Here is a 22,954-nt window from a genome sequence, read left to right as displayed (position 1 = left end):
CGGTACAGACGCATTATTTGGGCATTTTAAATTTCTTCAATAACAGGGCTACTAATGCTGCTGCGGAATCATTCAATGCGAAGGTAAAATCGTTCAGAAACGCTTTGAGAGGGGTACGGGATGTGGAATTTTTCCTTTTTAGACTGGCTAAGCTTTATGCTTAGAGCAATCCCCCATGTTTTCAACTTGATCCATTATTTATTACCTAAAATGGCCTACGCGAAAGCGTAGGCCATTCTGCTTCTGCTATACAAATGTTTACTCTTTACAGATCAAACTTAATGCCTTGTGCCAGTGGTAAGCTGGTGGAATAATTTAGTGTGTTGGTTTGCCGGCGCATATAGGCACGCCAGGCATCGGAACCACTTTCACGGCCACCACCGGTTTCTTTTTCGCCGCCAAATGCGCCGCCTATCTCTGCGCCGGAGGTGCCGATGTTCACATTGGCAATACCGCAATCCGAACCGTTGGCGGAAAGGAATAACTCGGCTTCCCGCAGGTCCTGGGTCATGATAGCGGAAGAAAGGCCCTGGGGTACTCCATTTTGCAATGCAATGGCCTCTTCGATGGTTTGGTAGCGCATTACGTAGAGGATGGGCGCAAAACTCTCGTGCTGTACAATAGGAAGGTGGTTACCTGCTTCGGCAATGCAGGGCTTAACATAACAACCAGATTCATAACCGGGTCCTTCCAGCACACCACCTTCTACCAGGAAGCGCCCACCTTGATCCCGGATAGCCGCAATGGAATCCTGGTATTGCTGCACGGCGGCGGCATCTATAAGCGGGCCCACGTGCTGATTCTCATCCAGTGGGTTGCCAATGCGTAATTGCTGGTAAGCTTTCACTAGTTTTTGGGTAAAGGCTTCGTATACACTTTCCTGGATAATGAGGCGGCGGGTGCTGGTGCAGCGCTGCCCGGCGGTACCTACCGCGCCAAATACGCAACCAATCAGGGCCATGTCCAGATTAGCATGTTGGCTGATGATGATGGCATTGTTGCCCCCTAATTCCAGGATAGCTTTGCCCAGGCGGGCGCCCACAGTGGCGGCCAGTTGCTTGCCCATGCGTGTAGAACCCGTGGCCGATACGAGCGGCACCCTGGTATCCTGCGACAGCCATTCACCTGCTTCCCGGCCACCATTTACCAGGCATACTACGCCGCCTGGTACTGCATTGGCCTTTAAAATGGGTGCAATGATCTGCTGGCAGGCAATGGAGGTGAGCGGTGTTTTTTCACTAGGCTTCCAGATGCATACGTCGCCACATACGAGCGACAGCATGGCATTCCAGCTCCATACTGCCACGGGGAAGTTGAAAGCGGAAATAATGCCTACCAGGCCCAGTGGATGGTACTGGTCATACATGCGGTGTCCGGGGCGTTCAGAATGCATGGTATAGCCGTACAACTGGCGCGACTGGCCCACGGCAAAGTCACAGATGTCTATCATTTCCTGCACTTCGCCATAACCTTCCTGCAGGCTTTTGCCCATCTCGTAGGAAACGAGTTTGCCCAATGCTTTTTTGTGCTGGCGCAGGGCGTCGCCTATCTGGCGCACAATTTCGCCGCGTTTGGGCGCCGGCCACTGCCGCCATTCCCCGAAAGCTGTCTGCGCTTTGTCTATTACCTGGTCGTATTCTGCGCGGCTGGCAGTTTGTACGGTGGCAATCAATTTACCGTCTACCGGCGATATGGAGGGCAGTGCGGCTCCTTCGCCTTTCAGCCAGTGGCCACCAATGGCTACCCCGCTTTGGGAGGCGCTGATCTGGAAATGTGCAAGTATATCGTTTATCATGACTATGAGTATTTATAGAAAAAAAAGCCTTTCAGGGAAAGGATGTCAGTAACCATCCACAGGCAGGATACAGGGTTGGCATTTCAGCATCACCCCATTATTTTCTGCCTGTTTGGGCATTGTACGTGCTTTCAAAAATTTTATCAGCATTCCCGGCTTCAAAACCTTCGCGGCGATGGGCACGGGTGAGCTGATCTTGGGGTAGATGGGTGAAGGCCGGCAATACTTTGCGTTCGGCAAATTCTACATAAGAGCCGGCAATCTCGGCCTGCTCGCCACCGGCAAAAGTAGCAAGGATCTTTTTGGCTACGGTAGCACTTTGTAGCAGGTTGCCGTCGGGGCTGATCTTGATCTTTCCGCCGGCATCGTTGAGAATAAATCCATGTTTTTCAAGGAAGGTATTGAATTGCGCTACGGTATTGTACCCGGCAGGCAGATTGTGTACACTGATGGTAAAATGATTCAGGTAATACCGGTTATAAATAACCCAGGCGGCATATTCGCTTTCCGCGCTCAGTGCTTGGAAATCTGCCAGGGTAGGCGTTCTCCACAAGCCGCTGTGTAAAAATGTGTCTACTGCGGTGGCATCGTCGAGGTTTAGTTGGGTAACGGGATCAACCTTTACTTCACGAGTATAAGCGTGGATAATGCGTTGTGCCGCGGCGCTAAGGTCTTGCACGCGTAGCTCGCTCAAAAAGATGCGGGGTAACCGTGTATCTGCGGGTGCATACCAGTAGGCATCCAGTTTTTTTGCAGGAAAATGATAGGCATCCCGCTTTTGGTAGCCATAATGTAAAAATATCTTTTCTAATGACTGTATGCCCAGTAAAGGCACTCCCATGGTGCGGAATGCAATATGATCGTTCTCAATGCTATCAGCATTTTTTATGATGCCCTCGGCTATCATGGCGTTGATAATACCACTTACATCGGGCACCCGTTCGCGGTAGCGCAACATCAGCCCGGCTAAGATTTCTTTTATCATGCTATGGGGTGGAATTTTGTGATTGAGCAATTTACAATTTCCCTGCTTATAAAAGCCGTACTGCCCTCATATTGTAGGTAATGTTTATTTAAACCTGCGCCTGCGGCGGATTTGCGGAAAAATACCTTAATTTTAATACCCCGCCGGAACTTTCCGGGGTGGTTAGTTTATGAAGAGGAGTTAAGATGAATATAAAAGTGATAGCATTCGACGCAGATGATACGCTGTGGGTGAATGAACCCTACTTCCGGGAAACAGAAGAAAAGTTTTGCCAGCTCATGGAAGATTACATGCCGCGCAACAGCATGGATAAGGAATTGTTTAAAACCGAAATACAAAATCTATCCCTGTATGGCTATGGTATCAAAGGATTTACATTGTCTATGATAGAAACCGCGTTGCGGGTGTCGGAGAAAACGGTGAATATAGATGTGATAGAACAGGCCATTGCTTTTGGGAAAGACCTGCTGAGCAGGCCCATAGAACTGATAGACGGCATAGAAGCTGTGCTACATGCGCTGAAAGACCGTTACCGCCTGGTAGTAGCCACTAAGGGCGACTTGCTGGACCAGGAGCGCAAGCTCCGTAAGTCTGGCCTGCTGCCTTATTTTCATCACATAGAAGTGATGAGCGACAAACAGGAAGCCGATTATCAAAAACTACTGCGCCACCTCGACGTACAAAGTGAATCGTTTCTCATGGTGGGTAACTCATTGAAATCAGACATACTGCCGGTGCTGGCACTGGGCGGCCATGCCATTCACATTCCCTTTCACACCACCTGGGCGCACGAACAAATTGAACATCATGTGGAGCATCCTAATTTTAAACAGGAAACCATAATTTCAGATATTTTACAGCATTTGTTGTAAAAAGGTAAAGGCTTACGGGTATAAAAAAGCGCGTAGACCCCGCGGTTTTTTATACCCGTATAACTTGCATACTATCAATACTAATACTGTTCTGTATCATTAGGGAAATCCTTGTCTTTTACGTCTTTTACATAAGATTGTACGGCGTTGTAGATTTCGTCATACAGGTTCAGGTAGCGGCGCAGGAAGCGGGGTTTAAAGTCTTTGTTGATGCCCAGCAGGTCGTGCATTACCAGCACCTGCCCATCTACATACTTGCCGGCTCCAATGCCAATGATAGGTATTTGTACTTCCTCAGCTACCTGTTTGGCCAACAGGGCTGGTATTTTTTCCAGCACAATGGCAAAGCAACCAGCATCCTGCAATAATTTGGCGTCTGTAATAAGTTTGGCTGCTTCTGCTGCTTGGGTGGCGCGCACGGCGTAGGTGCCAAATTTATAAATAGACTGTGGTGTGAGTCCCAAATGGCCCATAACGGGTACCCCGGCCGAAATAATGCGTTTTACAGATTCAATAATTTCTTCTCCACCTTCTATTTTAATACAGTGGGCACCGGTTTCCTTCATCACCCTTACGGCAGCGGCCAGGGCTTCTTTGGAATTGCCCTGGTAAGATCCGAAGGGCAGGTCTACTACTACCAGGCAGCGTTTGATGGCACGTACTACTGAGGAGGCGTGATAGATCATTTGGTCTAGCGTGATAGGCAGGGTAGTTTCATGACCTGCCATTACATTGGAGGCGGAATCGCCCACCAGCAGGATGTCTACGCCTGCATCGTCCAGGATGCGGGCCATGGAAAAATCGTAGGCGGTGAGCATAGAAATTTTTTCACCGTCTACCTTCATCTGCTGGATGGTGTGCGTGGTAACGCGCTTAACTTCTTTGTGAACGGACATGTGCTTCAATTACGGTTTCAGTAAACAAATACCGGGCAAAGGTAAGGTCCCCGCCGGGCAATTCCCAACGAACAATTTCCCCCTTTTAGCGCAGGGCAGCTTACCAATTGCAGGGCGTAACATTAGGCCTTTTCCATGTCGAAAGAGGGTTGGTGCGTTACTTCGTTATAAAGGGCATGAATAATACCGTCTGCCAGTCCAATTTTGGGTACAAAGATTTCTTCCGCATTGGCCCAGCGCATGATGTTGATATAAATAAGCAGGGCCGGTACGATCACGTCGGCACGGTCTTCCCTTAGCTTATACACATGAATACGTTCATCCTGGGAAACACTGCTCAGCTCCTTGTGATAGTTTTTAAGTGTTTCCAGTGAAAGGGGCTTGCCTTCCTTGCGTTTAGACAGGGAAAATATTTTGTTGATGTTGCCGCCAGAGCCAATAGCCACTACGTTGAGCAACTGCCGTAGTTGGTTTTTAATGAAACTTTTTAATTGCTGCCATTGTTCCTCGGTCACCTGGTTGTGCAACAGGCGTATGGTGCCAATGTTAAACGATTCCTTAAACAGCAGGCGGTTTGCGCTGAAACAGGTTATCTCGGTACTGCCGCCACCCACATCGATGTACAGGTAAGACTTGGTAATATCAAGGTGTTCGGCAATATGATTTTCGTAGATGAATGAGGCTTCTTCCTGGCCCGTAATGATATGGATGTCTATACCGGTTTCGGCCTTTACGCGCGCCAGTATTTCCTGCCCGTTTTCGGCGTCGCGCATGGCAGAGGTAGCGCAGGCTTTAAGGTGTTTTACTTCATACACCTCTAGCAGCAGCTTGTAGGCCTGGATAGTCTTTACCAGTTCTTCCGCTTTTTTGTCCGAAATACGTTTGGTGTCAAACACGTCAAATCCCAGTCTTAACGGTACCCTCACCAAATTGATTTTGGTAAAGTCCATTTCTCCGAGGCTATTGGGCGATGCTTCCGAAATGAGCAGTCGTCCTGCATTAGATCCAATGTCGATCGCGGCTAGTTTCATGGGGCAAAATTAAACGTTTCACATTAGCTTTTAGCGGCTATTGCCTTTTCATGCAAATAATTGGCCGTAGCTACCTGGGAACGTATCCTTTCGCCTTCGGGCTTGCGGTATTCATTTTTCTGCTCATTGTCCAATATACGTGCTTTCACATTACCACTCAGTTGTATGGCTATGATGTCCAGAATTTCTTTTTTTATGGCGGGGTCCAGGATGGGTACAGCGGCTTCTACACGGTGATCCAGGTTGCGGGTCATCCAGTCGCAGGAGGCAATGAGTATTTTATCATCGCCGCCATTATGGAAAATGAATACGCGGGCATGCTCTAGGTATTCATCAATGATGCTCACGGCGTGTATGTTGCGTTTCCACTTTTTGTTTTCTGTGAATGCGCAGCAAATGCCCCGGATAATCATATTGATCTCCACGCCTTCTTTGGCAGCCTCGTACAGCTTAAAAATCATTTCTTCATCGCTCAGCGAGTTCATTTTTAGGGTGATGCGGGCACGTTTTTTATTTCTGGCGGCACGGATTTCCCGGTCTATCATACGCAGGAAATAGGGGCGCATGCTGTAAGGACTTACGGGCATAATCTTACAGGCTTCCAGGAATTTAAAGTCGTGACGCGGGTTTTCGAGGAAAGCAAAAATGCGGTTAATGTCTGCCATCACATGCCGGTTGGCCGTGAGGAGGCAATGATCGCCATACACGCGGGCGGTTTTTTCATTGAGATTGCCAGTGCTTACAAAACCGTATTGGAAGGTTTGGTTACCGTTGCGGGTTTTAATGACGCAGATCTTGGCGTGTACTTTCAGGCCGGGAACGCCCAGCAGCACCTGCACCCCTTCTTCTTCCAGGCGCGACTTCCACTCCAGGTTGGCCGCTTCATCAAAACGGGCGCGCAGTTCTATTACCACGGTCACGTCTTTACCGTTGCGGGCTGCATTGATCAGAGCGTTGACAATCTTGGAATTGCGTGCCACCCGGTAGGCGGTGATCTTAATGCTGGTTACGTTAGGATCTATAGCCGCTTCCCGCAGCAGGTCTATCACCGTATCGAAAGAATGATAGGGAAAATGCAGCATCACGTCTTGTTCTTTGATCACCTGCATGACACTGGGCACATTCACAAATTTCGGATGGATGTATGATTTACGGGCAATACTCTTGGGCGTAGTGAACACCGATTCCGGGAAGTCCATGAAGTCCTTAAAATTGTGGATACGTGCGCCAGGTATAAGGTTGTCCTTGCCCGACAGGCCCATACGCCGCATCAGGTATTCGAGCAGCAGCGGGTCTATATCTTTATCATATACAAAACGCACCGTTTTGCCTTTGCGCCGGTTTTTGAGACCTTTCTCTATTTGGTGAATTAGACCAGTAGAAATATCGTTGTCGATGTCCAGTTCCGCATCGCGGGTTACCTTGATGATGTAACTGGAAAATATATCGTAGCCGAAATAAGAAAATATTTTGGGCAGGTTAAAACGCACAACATCTTCCAGCAGGATGATGTCGCGCTCGCCCTGCGAATGGGGCAGTATGATGAAGCGGTTTAGCACCGAGGTGGGTATTTCTATCAGGGCATATTTCTGCTCGGTGCCGGGCTTATCACTGTCTAGCACCACGCCAAGGTAAATAGATTTGTCGCGGAGGATAGGGAACTGGGCAATGCTCTCTATCATGAGCGGGATAATGTTGGTGCGCACCTGTTCATTAAAATAAGTACTTACAAATTCCTGCTGCACCTCATTGAGCTGGCTTTCGGTACGGATGAAGATATGTTGGGTTTCCAGTTCATGAACAATATTTTTAAAAATGCGGTCAAACGCCTGTTGCTGGTGGATTACGATGGTCTGGATCTCATCGAGTACCTGTTCTGCATTTTCCTCGATTTGCATGCGGGAACTCCTGGTGAGGGCGGTCATGCGTTTAAGGGTGGCCACGCGCACGCGGAAAAATTCGTCGAGGTTATTAGAAAAAATGCCCAGAAAGCGCAAGCGTTCTACCAGTGGTACGGTAATATCGGCAGCTTCCTGTAACACGCGGGCGTTGAAGGCCAGCCAACTAATATCTCGGGGTATTACCTTTTTGGGAACAGGGTGCAGGTGCTTGTGAATGGCGGGAAGTTTCTTCGTGAGCATGGGTTCTTCCACCTTTTTGGATGTTGGTTCCTCTCGTTTAGTCATTCTCTTTTTATTTTTCGCTCTTGAAGTCACAAGAATACGGCTTTTAAGATGAACTTAAAGTTAAGGATTTACGGCGGGAGGCATGGCAGAAGGTTTTTTATGAAAGTGCTATAAAACGGGAAGAACGGGAGGAGGAAGCTTTTGTTTAGTAGCCGGGAAGAAATTAAATAATGTAAGTGCGGGCGTGGGGAGTTAGCTGGGCTGCAGTGTTTCCAGGTTTATATCGAAATAGACGTCTGCATTAGCAAGTGCGCGGCGGCTTACAATGGCGGCCAGGCACAGCACTGCTTCCCCGTTACGGTTAGCGAAGGTCACATCCTTATAGTGAACAAATGGTCCGGTCCAGTGGGATGTAAGGGGTGTGCCGTCTGGCTCAAAATTAAATTTGCGCCTGCTATTACTGCTGCGAATTAATGTATAGCCATGAGCCTGAAGGGCAGCTTTCAGCGCCTTTTGCTGTGCCGCATTCCGGATGGCAATGAAAATACAGATTAAGCAAATGAAAAAAGGTAGGCTGGTCATTTTAAGCTGGAGTTTCCCTGAATTTACGCAGCTTCTTCCAAAGGACGCAATGTTTCCAGGTCAATATTAAAATATATCCGCAAGGGGCCATACCTTTCCTTGGCAAATACGGCCAGGCAGGTTACCGGCGTACCCTGCCGGTCAGCAAAAATAATCTCTTTAAAACTGGGAATATCATTGAGCGGTCGAAGGAAAATAAGTTCCCGCAAGCTTACCTGCCTGCCGTCTGGCCGGCCTGGATACCGGAAGTTTTGCGGTGTATCGTGCATGTCCTGCACGATATAACCATGGCGGTTCATGATCTCGTTCAGATCTTGTCGTTGTACGGAGTGTACCATCTTCAAGGCGATTAGCAGCACCAGGGCAAACAGCAAAAAGACAATTAATAGCATTATAAAAAACTTAAACCAACAATCAGGCCGCCTTACGCTCCCTGTTTACAATAGGCAGGCAGATAAGACTGATCAGACCTAGGGTAATGACAAGTATCGTTTGTGCCAGCCAGATGATCCAGCCAAAGGCTTTTCCTACATTTTTAGAAATATTATACAGTAAGAGTGTTTCCTGCACCAGTGGCGGGTAAGCGCCAATGCCGCCGGGTGTTACAATCATACCAATGCTACCCATGGAAAGCACGGCCATGGCTGCTTTCAGGCCTAGGTGGCTGGTTTCTTCCAGACAGAAAAATCCGCAATACAACATAGAAAAATAAGCGCCCCAGATCAGCAATGTATAAGTAAGAAACATCCATTTGTTCTTCATCTTACCAATGGAAAGCAGGCCTTCCATGACGCCACGGGCCATCGCTCTCACTTTTTGCACCAGTTTAATTTGTCCCATTTTTTTAAACAGCCAGCGCAGTACCAAAACCAGCAGTGCCAGTAATACCAGGCCAATCAGCCATTGTACATAATTAGCGTTGTGTATTTTTTGCTTTAGCGGTATCATTTTCTCCTGAAAAAGATCGCCCAGCAAGGCTAGTTGGGAAATGATGGTAGCCAGGATGAGCAAAAGCAGGCAAACTACGTCCACCGCGCGTTCAGCAATGAGGGTACCGATAAGCTTTTCCGCCGGTATCTTTTCATACCGGGCCAGCACGGCGCAGCGGGATATTTCACCCACCCTGGGCACGCCCAGGTTTACGAGGTAACCTACCATTACGGAAAAAAAGGAGTTGATGAGGCGGGGTTTAAAACCAAGTGGTGCTATAAGCAGGTTCCAGCGTGCCGCGCGAAACAGGTGGCTAAATACGCCGATAATCATGGCAGGTAGTACCAGCCAGTAATTGGCCCGCTTAAATGCGGCCACAATATCGGCACGGTCGGCTGCTGTCATGTCGTGGTTGGCCAGCCAGATCAGCAAGAGGCCTATGCCCAAAAAAACAACAATATTAAGAACCTGCTTCAGCGTTTTGGACATAGGTATTAGTTACAGAGATTATAGTTTATTGCCCTCTTTCGGGAACACGGCAATGGGCTGATGGGTACGGGCAGCTTCCACTTCCATGGAGGCATAGGAAATAACGATCACAATGTCGCCCACGGCACAAAGTCTTGCGGCAGGACCATTCATGCAAACTACACCAGAGGCACGCTTGCCTTTAATTACATATGTTTCCAGGCGTTCTCCATTATTTACGTTCACGACCTGCACTTTCTCATATTCTATCAGCCCTGCCGCGTCCATCAGGTCTTCGTCGATCGTGATGCTGCCTACATATTGTAAGTTGGCTTCCGTGATCACGGCCCGGTGGATTTTACATTTTAATACTTCAATCTGCATAATTGTAACCAAATGTGGTACGCAAAGGTAGCATAAATTGGTATTCCGAATAAAGTAACAGCAATCCCGACAACGGAACGGCTGCCAGCCATTTTCAGGAAGCGGCCCCATGGTTTATAAATCAAGGTTTTGCCAGGTTACTTTAAACAAAACTTTAACATCCGCTGCTGTATCTTACTGGCAGCTAGTATACGACATTGTCGATGAGGCGTACTTCACCCAGTTTAGCGGCGATCAACGCTACCTGTTTGCCGGGAATAGCACCGGTAATGGGGAGCAGGGTAGCAGCATCGGCAATGGCCACATAGTCTGGCACAAAACCGCCTGCTACCAGCCGGCGGGTGGCTTCGGCCACTACAGGGGCATAATCTATATCGGAACGATGTTGGGTAATATATGTCAGTACCTGATAAATGAGGGTAGCCGTTTGCCGTTCTTCAGCACTTAGGCGCATATTGCGGCTGCTCATGGCCAGGCCGCTGGCCTCACGGGTGGTGGGGCTAATGACTAACTGGGCTGGCAGGCCGGTAATTTCCAGGAGGCGTTTTACAATCATGCATTGCTGGAAGTCTTTCTGGCCCATGAAAACCTGGTGAGGCATTATCATTTTCAGGAGTTTGTGCATGACACGGCCCACCCCCTGGAAATGTCCGGGACGGTAGGAGCCTTCTAACAGCGTTTCCAGGTAGCCAAAATCGTATTGGCTGGTGCTGGCCAGTCCTTCGGGATACATTTCGGCCACAGCTGGCAGAAACAATACGTTGTTGCCGGCGGCCACTAATTTTTCAGTATCCTGCGCTATGGTGCTGGGATATTTTTCATAATCCTTCGGGTCATTGAACTGTGTAGGGTTTACAAAAATGCTGCAAACTACCAGGTCAGTATGTTGCCGGGCCTGGGCAATCAATTGCAGATGCCCGTCGTGCAGGGCGCCCATAGTGGGCACAAAACCAATGCTTTTGCCGGCTTGCCTGGCGGAAGACAGATAGTTTTTCAGCTCGAACGCATGTTTAAAAACGTACATATTTAGTTGCTTAAATGGTAGGTAAAACTGGTAATTGCCGGTTTTTAAACAGAAATTCCGTAATTTTGCCAACCAAATTAGAAATTACTGCATTAATAATCAGCGTAAATGTCCACAAAGAAAAGAATTCTTTTTATTGCCCAGGAAATGTCGCCATATCTCGAATTAAGTGAATATGCGGCGATGGTCAATAAAATGGCAATCAAGTCGAACGAAGCAGGATTGGAAGTGAGGGTGATCATGCCTCGATTTGGTATCATCAATGAGCGGAGACATCGATTACATGAAGTGGTGCGTTTGTCTGGGATCAATATTGTGATAGACGGCGACGATTATCCGCTGATCATTAAAGTGGCTTCATTGCCTAATGCCCGCCTGCAAGTGTATTTCCTGGACAACGAAGATTATTTCAAGCGTAAATCGTTATTTCATGACGAGCAGGAACAGTTCTTTGATGATAACGGCGCCCGCGCTGTGTTCTTCTGCAAAGGCGCTTTGGAAACCGTGAAGAAATTTGGCTGGCCGCCAGACGTGATCCATTGTAGCGGATGGATGACCTCCCTCATACCGGCATACCTGAAAACCGCTTACAAGAAAGAACCTGTGTTCTCCAACTCAAAAGTGGTGTACTCCCTGGAAGCCCCCGGCTTTACTGAATCGCTGGGCGATAGCTTTATAAAGAAAGCAATGATCAATGGCGTGAAAGAAAAAGAACTTGAGCTTTATAAAGAAGGTACGGCTGCAGCCATGAACCGTGGCGCTGCTAAATATTCCGATGCCATTGTAATAGGTAGCAATAACATCGATAAAAAGGCCATCGATGAAATCAAAGCCGAAAAAGGTAAAATTGTATTACCTTACAAGAACGAAAACGAAGATCTGTCTGATTACCTGCAATTGTATCATCAATTGTTAGGCAGCAAATAAATTTACAGTGCCTGTTAACCGTGCCTTATGCGGTGCGGCTAACAGGTTTTTACGCAAGCCAGTACCACCACTATACCCCTCTTGCACCCTGACCATCTCCCCTGAAAAGCCCCACTACGTATCGCTTAATTGTTGTGCAACTTCATTATCTTTACGTCCGTCTTATAAATAGTAATAGCAAACCATCGTTCAAACATAAAAATTCATACAGTACTTTATGCCTTACTTATTTACATCAGAGTCTGTTTCTGAAGGACATCCGGATAAGGTAGCGGATCAAATTTCCGATGCGCTTATCGATCATTTCATGGCATATGACCCTAAATCCAAGGTGGCTTGCGAAACCCTGGTAACAACCGGTCAGGTTGTATTGGCCGGTGAAGTAAAAACCGAAGCCTATCTGGACGTGCAGGAGATAGCCCGTGGCGTGATCCGTAAGATCGGTTACACCAAGAGTGAATACATGTTCGAAGCCAATTCCTGCGGTATTCTCTCCGCTATTCACGAGCAGTCTTCCGACATCAACCAGGGCGTAGAGCGTGCCGATCCGGAAGAACAGGGTGCTGGCGACCAGGGAATGATGTTTGGATATGCAACCAACGAAACTGAAAATTACATGCCGCTGGCACTGGACCTGGCCCACAAACTGCTGACAGAGCTGGCTGCCCTGCGCCGCGAAAATAAAGAAATCACTTACCTGCGCCCCGATGCCAAATCCCAGGTTACTATAGAATACTCTGACGACAATCAACCTATTCGTATAGACACCATCGTGATCTCTACCCAGCACGATGATTTTGGAGACGATACGGAGATGCTGGCTAAAATCAAGTCTGACTTGATTAACATCCTCATTCCACGGGTGAAGTCACAATTGAAACCGGCATTGCAAAAACTCTTTACCGACCAGATCACCTACCATATTAATCCTACCGGCAAATTCGTGATCGGTGGCCCCCATGGCGATACCGGCCTTACCGGTCGTAAGATCATCGTAGATACCTATGGTGGTAAAGGCGCCCATGGTGGTGGTGCTTTCTCTGGTAAAGATCCTTCCAAGGTAGACCGTTCTGCCGCTTATGCCACCCGCCACATCGCCAAAAATCTGGTAGCCGCTGGTGTTTGCGACGAAGTGCTGGTGCAGGTTTCCTACGCCATTGGCGTGGCTAAGCCTTGCGGTGTATTTGTATCTACCAACGGATCTTCCAAAGTAAACATGCACGATGGTGAAATAGCCCGCAAGGTAGAAGAGATATTTGACCTGCGTCCTTACGCTATTGAGCAACGCCTGAAATTGCGTAATCCTATCTACTCCGAAACCGCTGCTTATGGCCACATGGGCCGCAAGAACGAAGTGGTAACCAAAGTGTTCAATGCTGGTAAGAAATCTGAACGCAAAGTAGAGGTGGAGCTCTTCACCTGGGAGAAATTAGACTATGTTGATAAGGTAAAAGCTGCTTTCTCTTTGTAAGTAGCCCTATATTTTATCGTTAATTATTAAGAGAGCACTTCCTTTATAAAGAAGTGCTCTCTATTTTTATAATGACACTTATTCCATGCAAGCATTTAAAAACGCCTACTACAGCGCCATTAAAGCAGTGCCGCTTGGGCTGCTCCAAAAAACGGTTCCAGGAAGGCTATTACTGCCTTATCATCACCTGGTCAGCAATGAGGATGTACCCCATATCCGACACTTATATGGCTATAAAAATGTGGCAGCATTTGAGCGGGACCTGGACTACCTCTTAAAGCATTGGTGGCCGGTATCGGTATACGACCTTTTGGATGCGGCTAAGAGTAGGCAACCGTTGCCCCGCAATGGCTTCCTACTCACCTTCGACGATGGACTGCGGGAGGTGAAAAATATTATTGCACCCCTGTTGCTGCGGAAGGGGGTTCCGGCAGCATTTTTCCTGAACCCTGCTTACCTGGATAATCATCGTCTTTTTTATAAATTTAAAATAAGCCTGTCGATAGACGCTTTAATGACCCGGCAGCCCAGCAAGGCCCTGCGTACTGAACTGGCATCCCTGCTGGCCCCCCTTTCGCCGGAAAGGCCGACAGGAGCGGAGGTGGAAGGGCTCGTAACTACGTTAAAGCGGATTACCTATCGCCATCAATCGCTGGCCGATGAAGCGGGGCGCTTACTGGAACTGGATTTTGCAGACTATGCAGCCCGGCAGGCACCGGTATTGCGCATGGAGGAAGTAGGTAAGTTGGTGCAGCAGGGTTTTGCCATCGGAGGGCATAGCATGGACCATCCTTATTACTGGGAACTAACGCCTGCGCAGCAGCTACAGCAAACGCTGGATTCTGTAGACTTTCTGCAAGCGCGCTTCGCACTGAACTACAGGATATTTGCTTTCCCGCATACCGATGCTGGCGTACCAAGGTCTTTTTTTGATACCCTACTGGGCGGCCCAATACCCGCGCTAGACCTGATATTTGGTACTGCCAACCAGCGAAAAGACATTTACCCCAGCATATTACATCGGTTCAATGCAGAACGGCCGCAATGGGACATAGCGGGCATGGCTAAAGGCGTATTGGCCTACAACACCGTGCAGCAGTGGCTGGGTAAAAACGCAATCCATCGCGGGGCATAACAATTATGGGTTTGAATGAAGAGACATAGCAGGTATAAATTATTCCCATAACAGGAAGGATGATTTACCAAAGCAACATGGTTTTACAGCCATTTACCCCACGACCGATATCAAAATATAGAAAGAAATGTTATGATAAATTATTCAAATTAATTTTTTTATTAAATTATTAAAAAATTTATATTTATATTTAAGTAAGAATTAACCTCTACCAAGCATATTTTATATTAGTTTTGCCATAACCATATTTTTTAGTATTTATGAGATGTTTGAGGATAAGGTGAAAGCCTCCCATTGCATCTTAATTTTGACCTCTTGAAAAACCACCTACGTCTAATGTACAAGTTGTTGCGTTACGCTGCCTTGTCGTTCGTTTTGTTGTGTTGTGCTATGACGGTACGTGCGCAAGGTGACCAGACATCCATACGCGTAAACATTTCTACCGGGACTACCGGCGCTTGGCTTCATCTTCCGGATGATTATAATACTACTGCCACTAACTATCCCTTACTTATTTTTTTGCATGGGCTGGGGGAGGCAGGTACTAATCTTAACCTGGTATTGGCACACGGGGTGCCAAAGATGATCTCCAAGGGCGCAAAAATGCAATATACCGTCAACGGAAAACTTTTTAAATTTATCGTCGTATCTCCCCAAATACCCAGTGGCTGGTCTAATGAGACCGATATCCAGAACTTAATTAATGATGTAAAATCCCGCTACCGTATAGATGCCGACCGTATTTACCTCACCGGCCTAAGTGCTGGTGGTGCCGGAACCTGGAACTATGCAGCTTCGGGGGCTAAATACGCCAATAACCTGGCAGCCATTGTACCCGTATCCGCCTCCGCCATAGATGATAGCAAGATTGCCGGACTTTGTACGTTAGCTGGTTCTAATGTTCCGGTATGGGCGCTGGGTGGTAATGTAGGTGCGGACCTCACCTTTCTTACTTTTTTACAAACATATACCGCAGATGTAAATGCCTGCAATCCCAAGACCAAAGCTATTACAACGGTATACCAGGGTACTGGCCATGACGATGGTACCTGGGACCGTGCTTATGATACAGCACACAAATACCAGACTCCTAATATTTATGAATGGATGTTGCAATACAGCCGTTCCACCACCACCTCCACGGCTGCTAATGCCAGGGCGCAGGCCGCACAAACTTCCCTGTCTATTACCTTACCGGTAAACACTGTAACGCTGGATGGAACACCTTCCACCGGCACTATCAGCACTTACGCGTGGACACAGGTTTCCGGACCGGTTACGGCGGCTATAGTAAGCAAGGCAGCAGCTAAAACTGTAGTGAATAACCTTACGACCGCCGGCACTTATGTATTCCAATTAAAAGTGACCGGCGCAGACGGCCTTAGCAACACGGTGAATGTAACGGTAGTGGTTAATAAAGTTGTCGCTTCTAATGCGAAAGCAATCGTAACCACCGCCACCCAAAGTATTACCTTGCCAGTAAAGACGGCTACCCTGGATGGATCGCCCTCCACCGGCACCATCAGCACTTATGGATGGACACAGGTATCCGGTCCGGTTACGGCAACTATTGTTAGCGCCGCAGCGGCAAAAACTGTGGTGAATAATCTTTCAACTGCCGGTACTTATGTCTTTCAATTAAAAGTTACTGGCGCAGATGGTTTAAATACTACGGTCAATGAAACGGTGGTGGTCAATAAAGCCGCTGCAAATGCAAAAGCGATAGTAGCCAGCGCCAGTCAGGATATTACGTTGCCAGTAACCACTGCCAGCCTGGATGGTTCTGCCTCCAGCGGTGATATTGCGCAATACGAATGGAGCCAGGTTTCCGGCCCGGCTACCGCAGTAATTGCGGCTTCCGGCAGTGCCACCACTACGGTGAGCAACCTGGTAAGTGCTGGCACATATGTATTTCAATTGCAGGTAACTGGTACAGACGGTCTTACTTCAGTGGCGCAAAGTAGTGTAGTGGTAATAGCCGCTATCACCGCAACGCCGTCATCTTCCGCCAGTGAAGCAGTGGGTTGCAGCAGTTGCAAATTCCTGATTAAACCAGATTCCAAAGGCGCTGCTTATATAGATGGTAGCTCCATGAATGTGCAACCCGGTGATACGGTATGTGTGCAGGCAGGCAAGTATACGGCCATTATGTTTCTGAACTTTACCGGTACTGCCGCCAAACCTATTGTATTTATTAACTGTGGCGGCCAGGTAGTCATTGGCAACAATGGCAACTATGGTTTTGGATTCACCAATTCAAAATATTTTATTGTAACCGGCTCCGGTAGTAATGATAAATATGGCTTCCTGGTAGACGGCGGTGGACCTGACCTGCCCACAGGCATGGCCATTGGTAAAGGATGTTCCGATTATGAAGCTGCCTGGATAGAGATTGAACGTTGCGGAGTAGGCATGTTTGCCAAAATAAACCCCGATTGCGATCCGATAAACCAAGCTCCCAATTTCGAGATCCGGAATGTGAAACTGCACGATCTTTATGTGCATGATACGCAGGTGGAAGGGCTTTACATTGGCAACAGTTCGCCTAATGGTACTTCTATGACCTGCAACGGCTCTACCATTACAGCCCTGCCTCCCCGCATCTACAATCTGAAAATTTATAATGTTACTACCAAAAACACTGGCTGGGATGGCATACAGGTTTCTACCGCTCCGGAAGGTGTGGAGGTGTATGATAATAGTGTCACCGATTACGGAATGGCCAAAGAATATGGGCAAAATTCCGGCATTATCATGGGTGGCTCTTCCACTGGCCTGGTACATAATAATAAAGTAATCAATGGTTCAGGCCCGGGCATACAAGTGTTTGGGATTGGTCTGATCCAAGTGTATAATAACGTGGTGACGGGTGCTGGTAAGTACGATCCTTCTCCCAACCTGGACGACGGTATTTTCATTGATACACGGCCCAACCTTTTCCCCGATGAGCCATTGCGCATTTATGCGTTCAACAATACGGTGGTAAACTCACAACGTAATGGCATCCGTTTCCTGGACACTTATAATCTAACAGGAAAGGGCAACCTGTTTTACAATAACCTGATCGTAGACGTGGATACCTCTGGCAATTACGGCAGCCGGGATTACCTGAATGTTGCCGGGGGGCTGGATTATAAATCTGCGAACAATCTATACATTGGAGACCTCACCAGTCCAAAATTTGTAAATGCGGCGGGCAACGACTTCCACCTGCAAACGGGTTCGCCCGCTATTGATGCAGGGATGAGCCTTACCTCCCTGGGTGTTACAAAAGATATGGACTACAATAGCCGGCCACTGGGCAAGGCATTTGATATTGGGGCGTACGAATTCGCAGGGAGCACACCCGTGGACAAAGCACCTATCGCAAAAGCCGGAAACGATATCACCATCACACTTCCCGAAAATTCCATTAAGCTGGATGGTACTGCCTCTACCGATCCGGATGGTACAATCGTTACGTATGCCTGGAAAAATATTAGTGGGCCAGCTGGTGCTACCATTGAACAACCATCTGCCAGTACCACTACAGTGAGCAACCTCCAGGAAGGTACCTATGTATATGTACTGGAAGTTACAGATAATGGAGGGGCTACCGATTCCGATACAATATCAGTGTTTGTAAAAGCCCTGAATCAATTGCCGGTGGCCAATGCCGGCCCGGCTCAAACTATTACCCTGCCGGTAAGCAGCGTTACACTCGATGGTAGCGCCTCTGCCGATCCGGATGGTAAGATTGTATCTTATAAATGGACCCGCATTAGCGGTGGTAACGCGGTAATCGCCAGCGCTACCAGCGTAAGCACCAAGGTAACCAGCCTGGTGGCCGGCACTTACATCTTCCAGTTGCAGGTAACTGACGACAAAGGGGGGAGCAGCACGAGCAACGTGACGGTGACCGTACTGCCGGAACCTCCTGCCAACAAGGCCCCCATTGCAAATGCGGGCGCAGACATTTCCATTAACCTTCCTAATAATTCCGCTAACCTGGACGGCAGTAATTCCTATGATCCCGATGGTACGATTGCATCGTATAAATGGGTACTGGTGAGTGCACCCTCCAACGTTACGGTAACCTTTGGCCAATCAGGCAATGCCAGTACCACCGTAAATGGTTTGACGGTAGCCGGAGCCTATGTATTTGCCCTGACGGTAAAAGACAATAAGGGTGTAAGTGCCACCGACCAGGTTACCGTAACCGTAGCGCCAGCACCCGCCGCCAATATACCGCCAGTAGCCAGCGCAGGTAGCAATGCCAGCATCACCTTACCCCTGGACTATACCGTGTTGAATGGCTCCGCTTCCTACGATCCGGATGGCACCATTGCTTCTTATTTGTGGGTACAGGTGTCTGGCGGTAATGCTGTACTGGCCGATCCTACGGCTGCTACCACCAAGATTACCGGGTTGAGCCAGGGCCCACATGTATTTTCACTTACTGTTACAGATAATAAGGGCAGTGTTAGTACCGCACAGGTTACAATTACCGTATTCCCACAACCCGTAGTAAATAAGGCGCCTGTGGCCAATGCCGGCACAGATGCTTCCATTAACCTGCCTAATAATACCTATAACCTGGATGGTGGTAATTCTTATGATCCCGATGGTACCATTGCCAGTTATGTATGGACACAGGTAAGTGGCGCTACGGCTACCATTGCCGAGCCCTCCAGTGTACGCACCGCCATTACCGGGCTGAGTGTAGCGGGTACTTATGTGTTTAAACTTACCGTTACAGACAACAGTGGCGCGGTGGCCAGCGACAATGTTACGATTACCGTAGACCCTGCACCGGTTACCAACCGGTTGCCTGTTGCCGATGCTGGCAGTGATTTCACTATCACGCTGCCTACCAATACTGCTACCCTGGATGGCAGCAATTCTTACGATCCGGATGGCAGTATTGTTTCTTACAAATGGACCAAGACTAGTGGAAACGGGGGAACGATTGCACAACCATCTACTGCCACCACGGCCATTTCCGGCTTGCTTCAAGGTACTTATGTATTCTCACTGACCGTTACCGATAATGCTGGCGCTACGAATACAGCAAAGATTACTATTACCGTATTACCCGCCGTGGTGGCCAATAAGGCGCCTGTGGCCAATGCGGGCAACGACATCAGTATAGCGCTGCCTAATAGCAGCATTACCTTGAATGGCAATGCTTCTTACGATCCGGATGGCAGTATTGTAAGTTATCAATGGCAGAAGGTAAGCGGTGGGCAGGCTACTATTGCCAGCGCAAATACCGCCTCCACGGCCATTACGGGATTATATGCAGGCACCTACATATTTTCGCTGACCGTTACAGATGATAAAGGTGCTACAGCTACCGATAAAATAACGGTAACCGTAACACCCGCCAGCACGGTAAACACTCCGCCGGTAGCCAATGCGGGGGCCAATATTACCATCACGCTACCTGTTAATTCGGCTACGTTGGATGGAAGCGCTTCCTACGACCCAGACGGTACTATTTCCGGATACAGTTGGACACAGCAAAGTGGCGGCGCTGCTACCATCGCAAACCCGCAGGCAGCCACTACCCAGATCACCGAACTGGCGGTGGGCCTTCATACATTTATATTGACGGTAACGGATAATAGTGGGGCCACGGCTCAAAGTAAGGTTACTATCAATGTGCTGAGCGAACCCACCGATAACCAACCACCAGTGGCGAATGCAGGACAGGATCAGGTGGTAAATGCTTCTTACGGTGCATTTACCCTAGACGGAAACGCTTCTTACGATCCGGATGGAACTATTGTTAGTTATCAATGGAATATGGTATCTGGCCCTGCGGCTGCCAGCCTGCTGAGTCCCAGCCAGTCCACCACCACGGCTGTTGCTACAACGCCAGGGGTGTATGTGTTTTCATTGACCGTAACGGACAATAACGGCGAGACCTCCATGGCCACCGTGCAGATAATTGTGCAGAACGATGATGGAACGGTACCCGACGATCTGGATATTAAGATATTCCCGAATCCCACGTCCAATGAGCTGCATGTTTCTACATCGAAAACGGTACCTGGCAATATATCCATGTTGGTGTACAGCAGTAACGGCCACCTGGTTAAAAACATTCATCTTGGCGTGGGCGCTTCCCTGCAAACCACCATCAATGTAACAGACCTACCTTCCGGCTTATACCTTTTAAAGATAACAGACGGGAAGAATTATAACTTTATCCATAAATTCTTGAAGATACAATAGCGCATTTTCAGACAGCCAGCTTTCCCCGGGGCTGGTCGGATAGCTAACACCTATCCGACCAGTCCCGGGTTTTTTATGGATGCCGCTCTCCTTTAAAATAAATATCCAAAGGGAGTGGAGTTCTTCATGTAATAGTTATATTCTGGTCTTTACAATGGCAAACTGATTCTTTATTTTCAGGAAGCGTTTCTCATACCATTCATAGGAATAATAGGCCACCAGGCCAGTGGCGGCCACGCAGCAGGCGGGAAACAAAATATCGTATACCAGGATAGATTGCTTTGCTTTAAATAGGCGGAGAAATAATAAGAGGATGAGTTGTGAAATAGGAGGGTGATACATGTATAACCCGTAAGATATTTTACCCATCGTTTTCATAATGGGTTGTTCCAGATTCAATATACTGTTTTCAGACACGGCTGCAATCATCAGGTAGCCAAAGCAGAAAGCATGAATGTAATTGTCGAGATAATAAAAAGTGAGTAAAGGAAAGTTAATCACGTTGAATACAACCAGTATAGTTAGTACCAGCATAACTGTTTGTATGGGCCGGGTAAAAAAACGGCGCAGCAAGCCTGCATATTCCTGTTGATGAAACCATATATAAGCAGCAAACATGCCGGTGCCAAATAATTCAAGTTTGTCGGTCAGCATTAAATAGGTCATGTCCAGCATGTGTTGCTGGCCTACCGGGAAATACTTAGGCACCAGTATGCCCGCGAGCTTACTGACAAAACCTAGCGCGATCAAGGCGAGGAACAAGGTTTTCAGGTGTTTCCGGAAACTCAGCATGAGTACTGGCCAGAGCAGGTAAAACTGTTCTTCCACGCACACCGACCAAGTTATTTCCAGGATGTCTTTATTGTAAGGGAAGAAGGCCAGTTGGAAATTGACCGCAAAAAGCAGCACAAACGCAAGGTTGGTGATGACGGTATGCAGGTCGCTTTCTGCGGAGATGCCGATTGCTTTGAAGATGATGGGTGCCAGTATGGAAAGGCCTATTCCATAGGCAAGGTATAGGGGCCATATGCGGAGAATGCGGCGCATATAGAAATTGCGCAGGCTGATGGTTCCGGTTTGTTGATTTTCCCGCATGAGCAAATAGCTGATGAGGAAACCACTCAATACGAAAAACAGATTTACCCCGGTTCGCCCTGTATTCAGTGCCGTGTCCAGAAATGGCAGGTTACCAACATGGTATTTGATCTTAAAAAACTGCGCGTGGTGCAATACTACGAGCAAGGCCGCAATAAAGCGTATGCCATCAAGATTTTTAAAATATACTTTCATCTAAATATGGGTCTTCTTGTTTGCCACCGCAGCGGATACCGTTCTTTTGTGTTGCAGCATCCATTCATAGATATTTAATCCATTCATTTTATACCCAGGATCGTAAAATTGTTTGAAACAGCAATGGCCGCCATCATGTACGGTTATGATAGCTAGGGAGTCATTGTATTTCTTTACACTGTCTACGTAACGTCGGGTGTCCATCAGGAAGCGCAATTCTCCTTTACCGGCAAAGGCCCAAATACCCACATTGCCATCTGCAATCATTTTCAGCCGGGCAATGTTTTCATCGTTCAGCGTAGTGGGAGACATGGGTACGGCTGCTGCAAAACGACGGGTAAGCGCAGCATTGTCGGTCAGTGCGGTGAATGTGCCGGAGCCGCCTGCACTGTAGCCGGTAAGATATACACGGGTTGTATCTACACGGTATTGGCGTTCTATATCGTTCATGACAGCGGTGATATTGTCCGGACGCAGCCCCCAGAATTCGGCCTGGGGCATGATGATAATAAATTTATAGGTTTTCCCGTCTGCCGGATTTACCGTATTAAGACTTACGCCCTTATCCAGCAAGTAGGGAATGCCATCGTAGGTAAGTTTACTCAAGTCTTCTCCTGAGCGGCTGCGGCCATGCAGGAAGATGATCAATGGATAACGTTTTTTAGGATTTTGAGCATAGTCGTCCGGCAGTTGCAGCAGGGCACCTTTTTTAAAACGTGGCGCTACCTCCACCTGCACCTGCTCCATATGCTTCTGTGCCATAGCGGCCATTCCCAGCGAGAGCATACACAGGATGCCCGTAAAACTTTTTTTCATGTA

Annotated in this window: 18 protein-coding genes; 6 read left to right on the top strand and 12 right to left on the bottom strand. The window is 48.0% G+C overall.

Annotation, left to right across the window (positions count from 1 at the left end):
* Positions 1–17: 17 nt before the first annotated feature.
* Positions 18–164 carry a transposase gene (locus GA0116948_RS17110; RefSeq protein ID WP_455423293.1) on the top strand — a complete coding sequence of 49 codons (147 nt, stop codon included), beginning with the start codon at positions 18–20 and terminating at the stop codon, positions 162–164.
* Between the two features lie 101 nt (positions 165–265).
* Here GA0116948_RS17110 and amaB read toward each other — a convergent pair whose 3' ends face one another.
* Together amaB and GA0116948_RS17100 are read right to left on the bottom strand one after the other, a co-directional pair.
* Positions 266–1,795, bottom strand: coding sequence for an L-piperidine-6-carboxylate dehydrogenase (amaB, locus tag GA0116948_RS17105; RefSeq protein ID WP_089714429.1), 1,530 nt, complete (start codon positions 1,793–1,795; stop codon positions 266–268).
* Between the two features lie 97 nt (positions 1,796–1,892).
* Entirely contained in the window at positions 1,893–2,780 is an 888-nt protein-coding gene (locus tag GA0116948_RS17100; protein ID WP_089714427.1) for a DUF1338 domain-containing protein, read from the bottom strand.
* 185 nt (positions 2,781–2,965) lie between these two features.
* Between GA0116948_RS17100 and GA0116948_RS17095 the strand changes: the two genes are divergently transcribed.
* Positions 2,966–3,652, top strand: coding sequence for an HAD family hydrolase (locus tag GA0116948_RS17095; RefSeq protein WP_089714426.1), 687 nt, complete (start codon positions 2,966–2,968; stop codon positions 3,650–3,652).
* 80 nt (positions 3,653–3,732) lie between these two features.
* Here the strand turns inward: GA0116948_RS17095 and panB are convergent, their stop codons facing one another.
* The 8 genes from panB to panC form a co-directional block, all read right to left on the bottom strand.
* Entirely contained in the window at positions 3,733–4,548 is an 816-nt protein-coding gene (panB, locus tag GA0116948_RS17090; protein ID WP_089714424.1) for a 3-methyl-2-oxobutanoate hydroxymethyltransferase, read from the bottom strand.
* Positions 4,549–4,670: 122 nt separating this feature from the next.
* Positions 4,671–5,579 (bottom strand): Ppx/GppA phosphatase family protein, encoded by a 909-nt coding sequence (locus GA0116948_RS17085; RefSeq protein WP_089714422.1) that lies wholly within the window; start codon positions 5,577–5,579, stop codon positions 4,671–4,673.
* Between the two features lie 23 nt (positions 5,580–5,602).
* A complete protein-coding gene (gene ppk1 / locus GA0116948_RS17080; protein WP_205686180.1) occupies positions 5,603–7,765 on the bottom strand; it encodes a polyphosphate kinase 1 in 2,163 nt (720 codons plus the stop codon).
* Positions 7,766–7,957: 192 nt separating this feature from the next.
* On the bottom strand, positions 7,958–8,287 hold the full coding sequence (locus GA0116948_RS17075; protein WP_089714420.1) for a hypothetical protein: 330 nt from the start codon (positions 8,285–8,287) through the stop codon (positions 7,958–7,960).
* 23 nt (positions 8,288–8,310) lie between these two features.
* Complete coding sequence (locus GA0116948_RS17070) at positions 8,311–8,679, bottom strand: hypothetical protein (RefSeq protein WP_089714418.1); 369 nt, start codon at positions 8,677–8,679, stop codon at positions 8,311–8,313.
* Positions 8,680–8,701: 22 nt separating this feature from the next.
* Positions 8,702–9,706: a lysylphosphatidylglycerol synthase transmembrane domain-containing protein gene (locus GA0116948_RS17065; protein ID WP_089714416.1), complete on the bottom strand. Its 1,005-nt coding sequence runs from the start codon at positions 9,704–9,706 to the stop codon at positions 8,702–8,704.
* 18 nt (positions 9,707–9,724) lie between these two features.
* Entirely contained in the window at positions 9,725–10,069 is a 345-nt protein-coding gene (gene panD / locus GA0116948_RS17060) for an aspartate 1-decarboxylase (RefSeq protein WP_089714414.1), read from the bottom strand.
* Positions 10,070–10,253: 184 nt separating this feature from the next.
* Positions 10,254–11,093 carry a pantoate--beta-alanine ligase gene (gene panC, locus GA0116948_RS17055; RefSeq protein WP_089714454.1) on the bottom strand — a complete coding sequence of 280 codons (840 nt, stop codon included), beginning with the start codon at positions 11,091–11,093 and terminating at the stop codon, positions 10,254–10,256.
* Between the two features lie 108 nt (positions 11,094–11,201).
* Between panC and GA0116948_RS17050 the strand changes: the two genes are divergently transcribed.
* The 4 genes from GA0116948_RS17050 to GA0116948_RS17035 all read left to right on the top strand — a co-directional run bounded on the left by GA0116948_RS17050 (position 11,202) and on the right by GA0116948_RS17035 (position 20,845).
* On the top strand, positions 11,202–12,020 hold the full coding sequence (locus GA0116948_RS17050) for a glycogen/starch synthase (protein ID WP_089714413.1): 819 nt from the start codon (positions 11,202–11,204) through the stop codon (positions 12,018–12,020).
* 217 nt (positions 12,021–12,237) lie between these two features.
* Positions 12,238–13,491 (top strand): methionine adenosyltransferase, encoded by a 1,254-nt coding sequence (gene metK / locus GA0116948_RS17045; RefSeq protein WP_089714411.1) that lies wholly within the window; start codon positions 12,238–12,240, stop codon positions 13,489–13,491.
* A gap of 85 nt (positions 13,492–13,576) precedes the next feature.
* The gene (locus GA0116948_RS17040; protein ID WP_089714410.1) at positions 13,577–14,626 is read left to right on the top strand and encodes a polysaccharide deacetylase family protein; all 1,050 of its coding nucleotides are present in this window, start codon (positions 13,577–13,579) and stop codon (positions 14,624–14,626) included.
* Positions 14,627–14,962: 336 nt separating this feature from the next.
* Positions 14,963–20,845, top strand: coding sequence for a PKD domain-containing protein (locus GA0116948_RS17035; protein ID WP_089714408.1), 5,883 nt, complete (start codon positions 14,963–14,965; stop codon positions 20,843–20,845).
* Positions 20,846–20,980: 135 nt separating this feature from the next.
* Here the strand turns inward: GA0116948_RS17035 and GA0116948_RS17030 are convergent, their stop codons facing one another.
* A complete protein-coding gene (locus GA0116948_RS17030; RefSeq protein ID WP_089714406.1) occupies positions 20,981–22,135 on the bottom strand; it encodes an acyltransferase family protein in 1,155 nt (384 codons plus the stop codon).
* A complete protein-coding gene (locus GA0116948_RS17025) occupies positions 22,136–22,951 on the bottom strand; it encodes a carboxylesterase family protein (protein ID WP_165798530.1) in 816 nt (271 codons plus the stop codon).
* Positions 22,952–22,954: the final 3 nt, after the last annotated feature.

The sequence above is a fragment of the Chitinophaga costaii genome (assembly GCF_900094705.1).
In the GTDB taxonomy this organism is placed as follows: domain Bacteria; phylum Bacteroidota; class Bacteroidia; order Chitinophagales; family Chitinophagaceae; genus Chitinophaga; species Chitinophaga costaii.
The sequence above is the reverse complement of the archived record's forward strand: the minus strand, read 5'-3'. Positions and strand labels throughout refer to the sequence as shown.

What these genes read in the sequence shown, in the direction of transcription:
- amaB (WP_089714429.1), bottom strand. Translation starts at nt 1,795, where the DNA reads ATGATAAACGATATACTTGCACATTTCCAGATCAGCGCCTCCCAAAGC.
- GA0116948_RS17100 (WP_089714427.1), bottom strand. Translation starts at nt 2,780, where the DNA reads ATGATAAAAGAAATCTTAGCCGGGCTGATGTTGCGCTACCGCGAACGG.
- GA0116948_RS17095 (WP_089714426.1), top strand. Translation starts at nt 2,966, where the DNA reads ATGAATATAAAAGTGATAGCATTCGACGCAGATGATACGCTGTGGGTG.
- panB (WP_089714424.1), bottom strand. Translation starts at nt 4,548, where the DNA reads ATGTCCGTTCACAAAGAAGTTAAGCGCGTTACCACGCACACCATCCAG.
- GA0116948_RS17085 (WP_089714422.1), bottom strand. Translation starts at nt 5,579, where the DNA reads ATGAAACTAGCCGCGATCGACATTGGATCTAATGCAGGACGACTGCTC.
- ppk1 (WP_205686180.1), bottom strand. Translation starts at nt 7,765, where the DNA reads ATGACTAAACGAGAGGAACCAACATCCAAAAAGGTGGAAGAACCCATG.
- GA0116948_RS17075 (WP_089714420.1), bottom strand. Translation starts at nt 8,287, where the DNA reads ATGACCAGCCTACCTTTTTTCATTTGCTTAATCTGTATTTTCATTGCC.
- GA0116948_RS17070 (WP_089714418.1), bottom strand. Translation starts at nt 8,679, where the DNA reads ATGCTATTAATTGTCTTTTTGCTGTTTGCCCTGGTGCTGCTAATCGCC.
- GA0116948_RS17065 (WP_089714416.1), bottom strand. Translation starts at nt 9,706, where the DNA reads ATGTCCAAAACGCTGAAGCAGGTTCTTAATATTGTTGTTTTTTTGGGC.
- panD (WP_089714414.1), bottom strand. Translation starts at nt 10,069, where the DNA reads ATGCAGATTGAAGTATTAAAATGTAAAATCCACCGGGCCGTGATCACG.
- panC (WP_089714454.1), bottom strand. Translation starts at nt 11,093, where the DNA reads ATGTACGTTTTTAAACATGCGTTCGAGCTGAAAAACTATCTGTCTTCC.
- GA0116948_RS17050 (WP_089714413.1), top strand. Translation starts at nt 11,202, where the DNA reads ATGTCCACAAAGAAAAGAATTCTTTTTATTGCCCAGGAAATGTCGCCA.
- metK (WP_089714411.1), top strand. Translation starts at nt 12,238, where the DNA reads ATGCCTTACTTATTTACATCAGAGTCTGTTTCTGAAGGACATCCGGAT.
- GA0116948_RS17040 (WP_089714410.1), top strand. Translation starts at nt 13,577, where the DNA reads ATGCAAGCATTTAAAAACGCCTACTACAGCGCCATTAAAGCAGTGCCG.
- GA0116948_RS17035 (WP_089714408.1), top strand. Translation starts at nt 14,963, where the DNA reads ATGTACAAGTTGTTGCGTTACGCTGCCTTGTCGTTCGTTTTGTTGTGT.
- GA0116948_RS17030 (WP_089714406.1), bottom strand. Translation starts at nt 22,135, where the DNA reads ATGAAAGTATATTTTAAAAATCTTGATGGCATACGCTTTATTGCGGCC.
- GA0116948_RS17025 (WP_165798530.1), bottom strand. Translation starts at nt 22,951, where the DNA reads ATGAAAAAAAGTTTTACGGGCATCCTGTGTATGCTCTCGCTGGGAATG.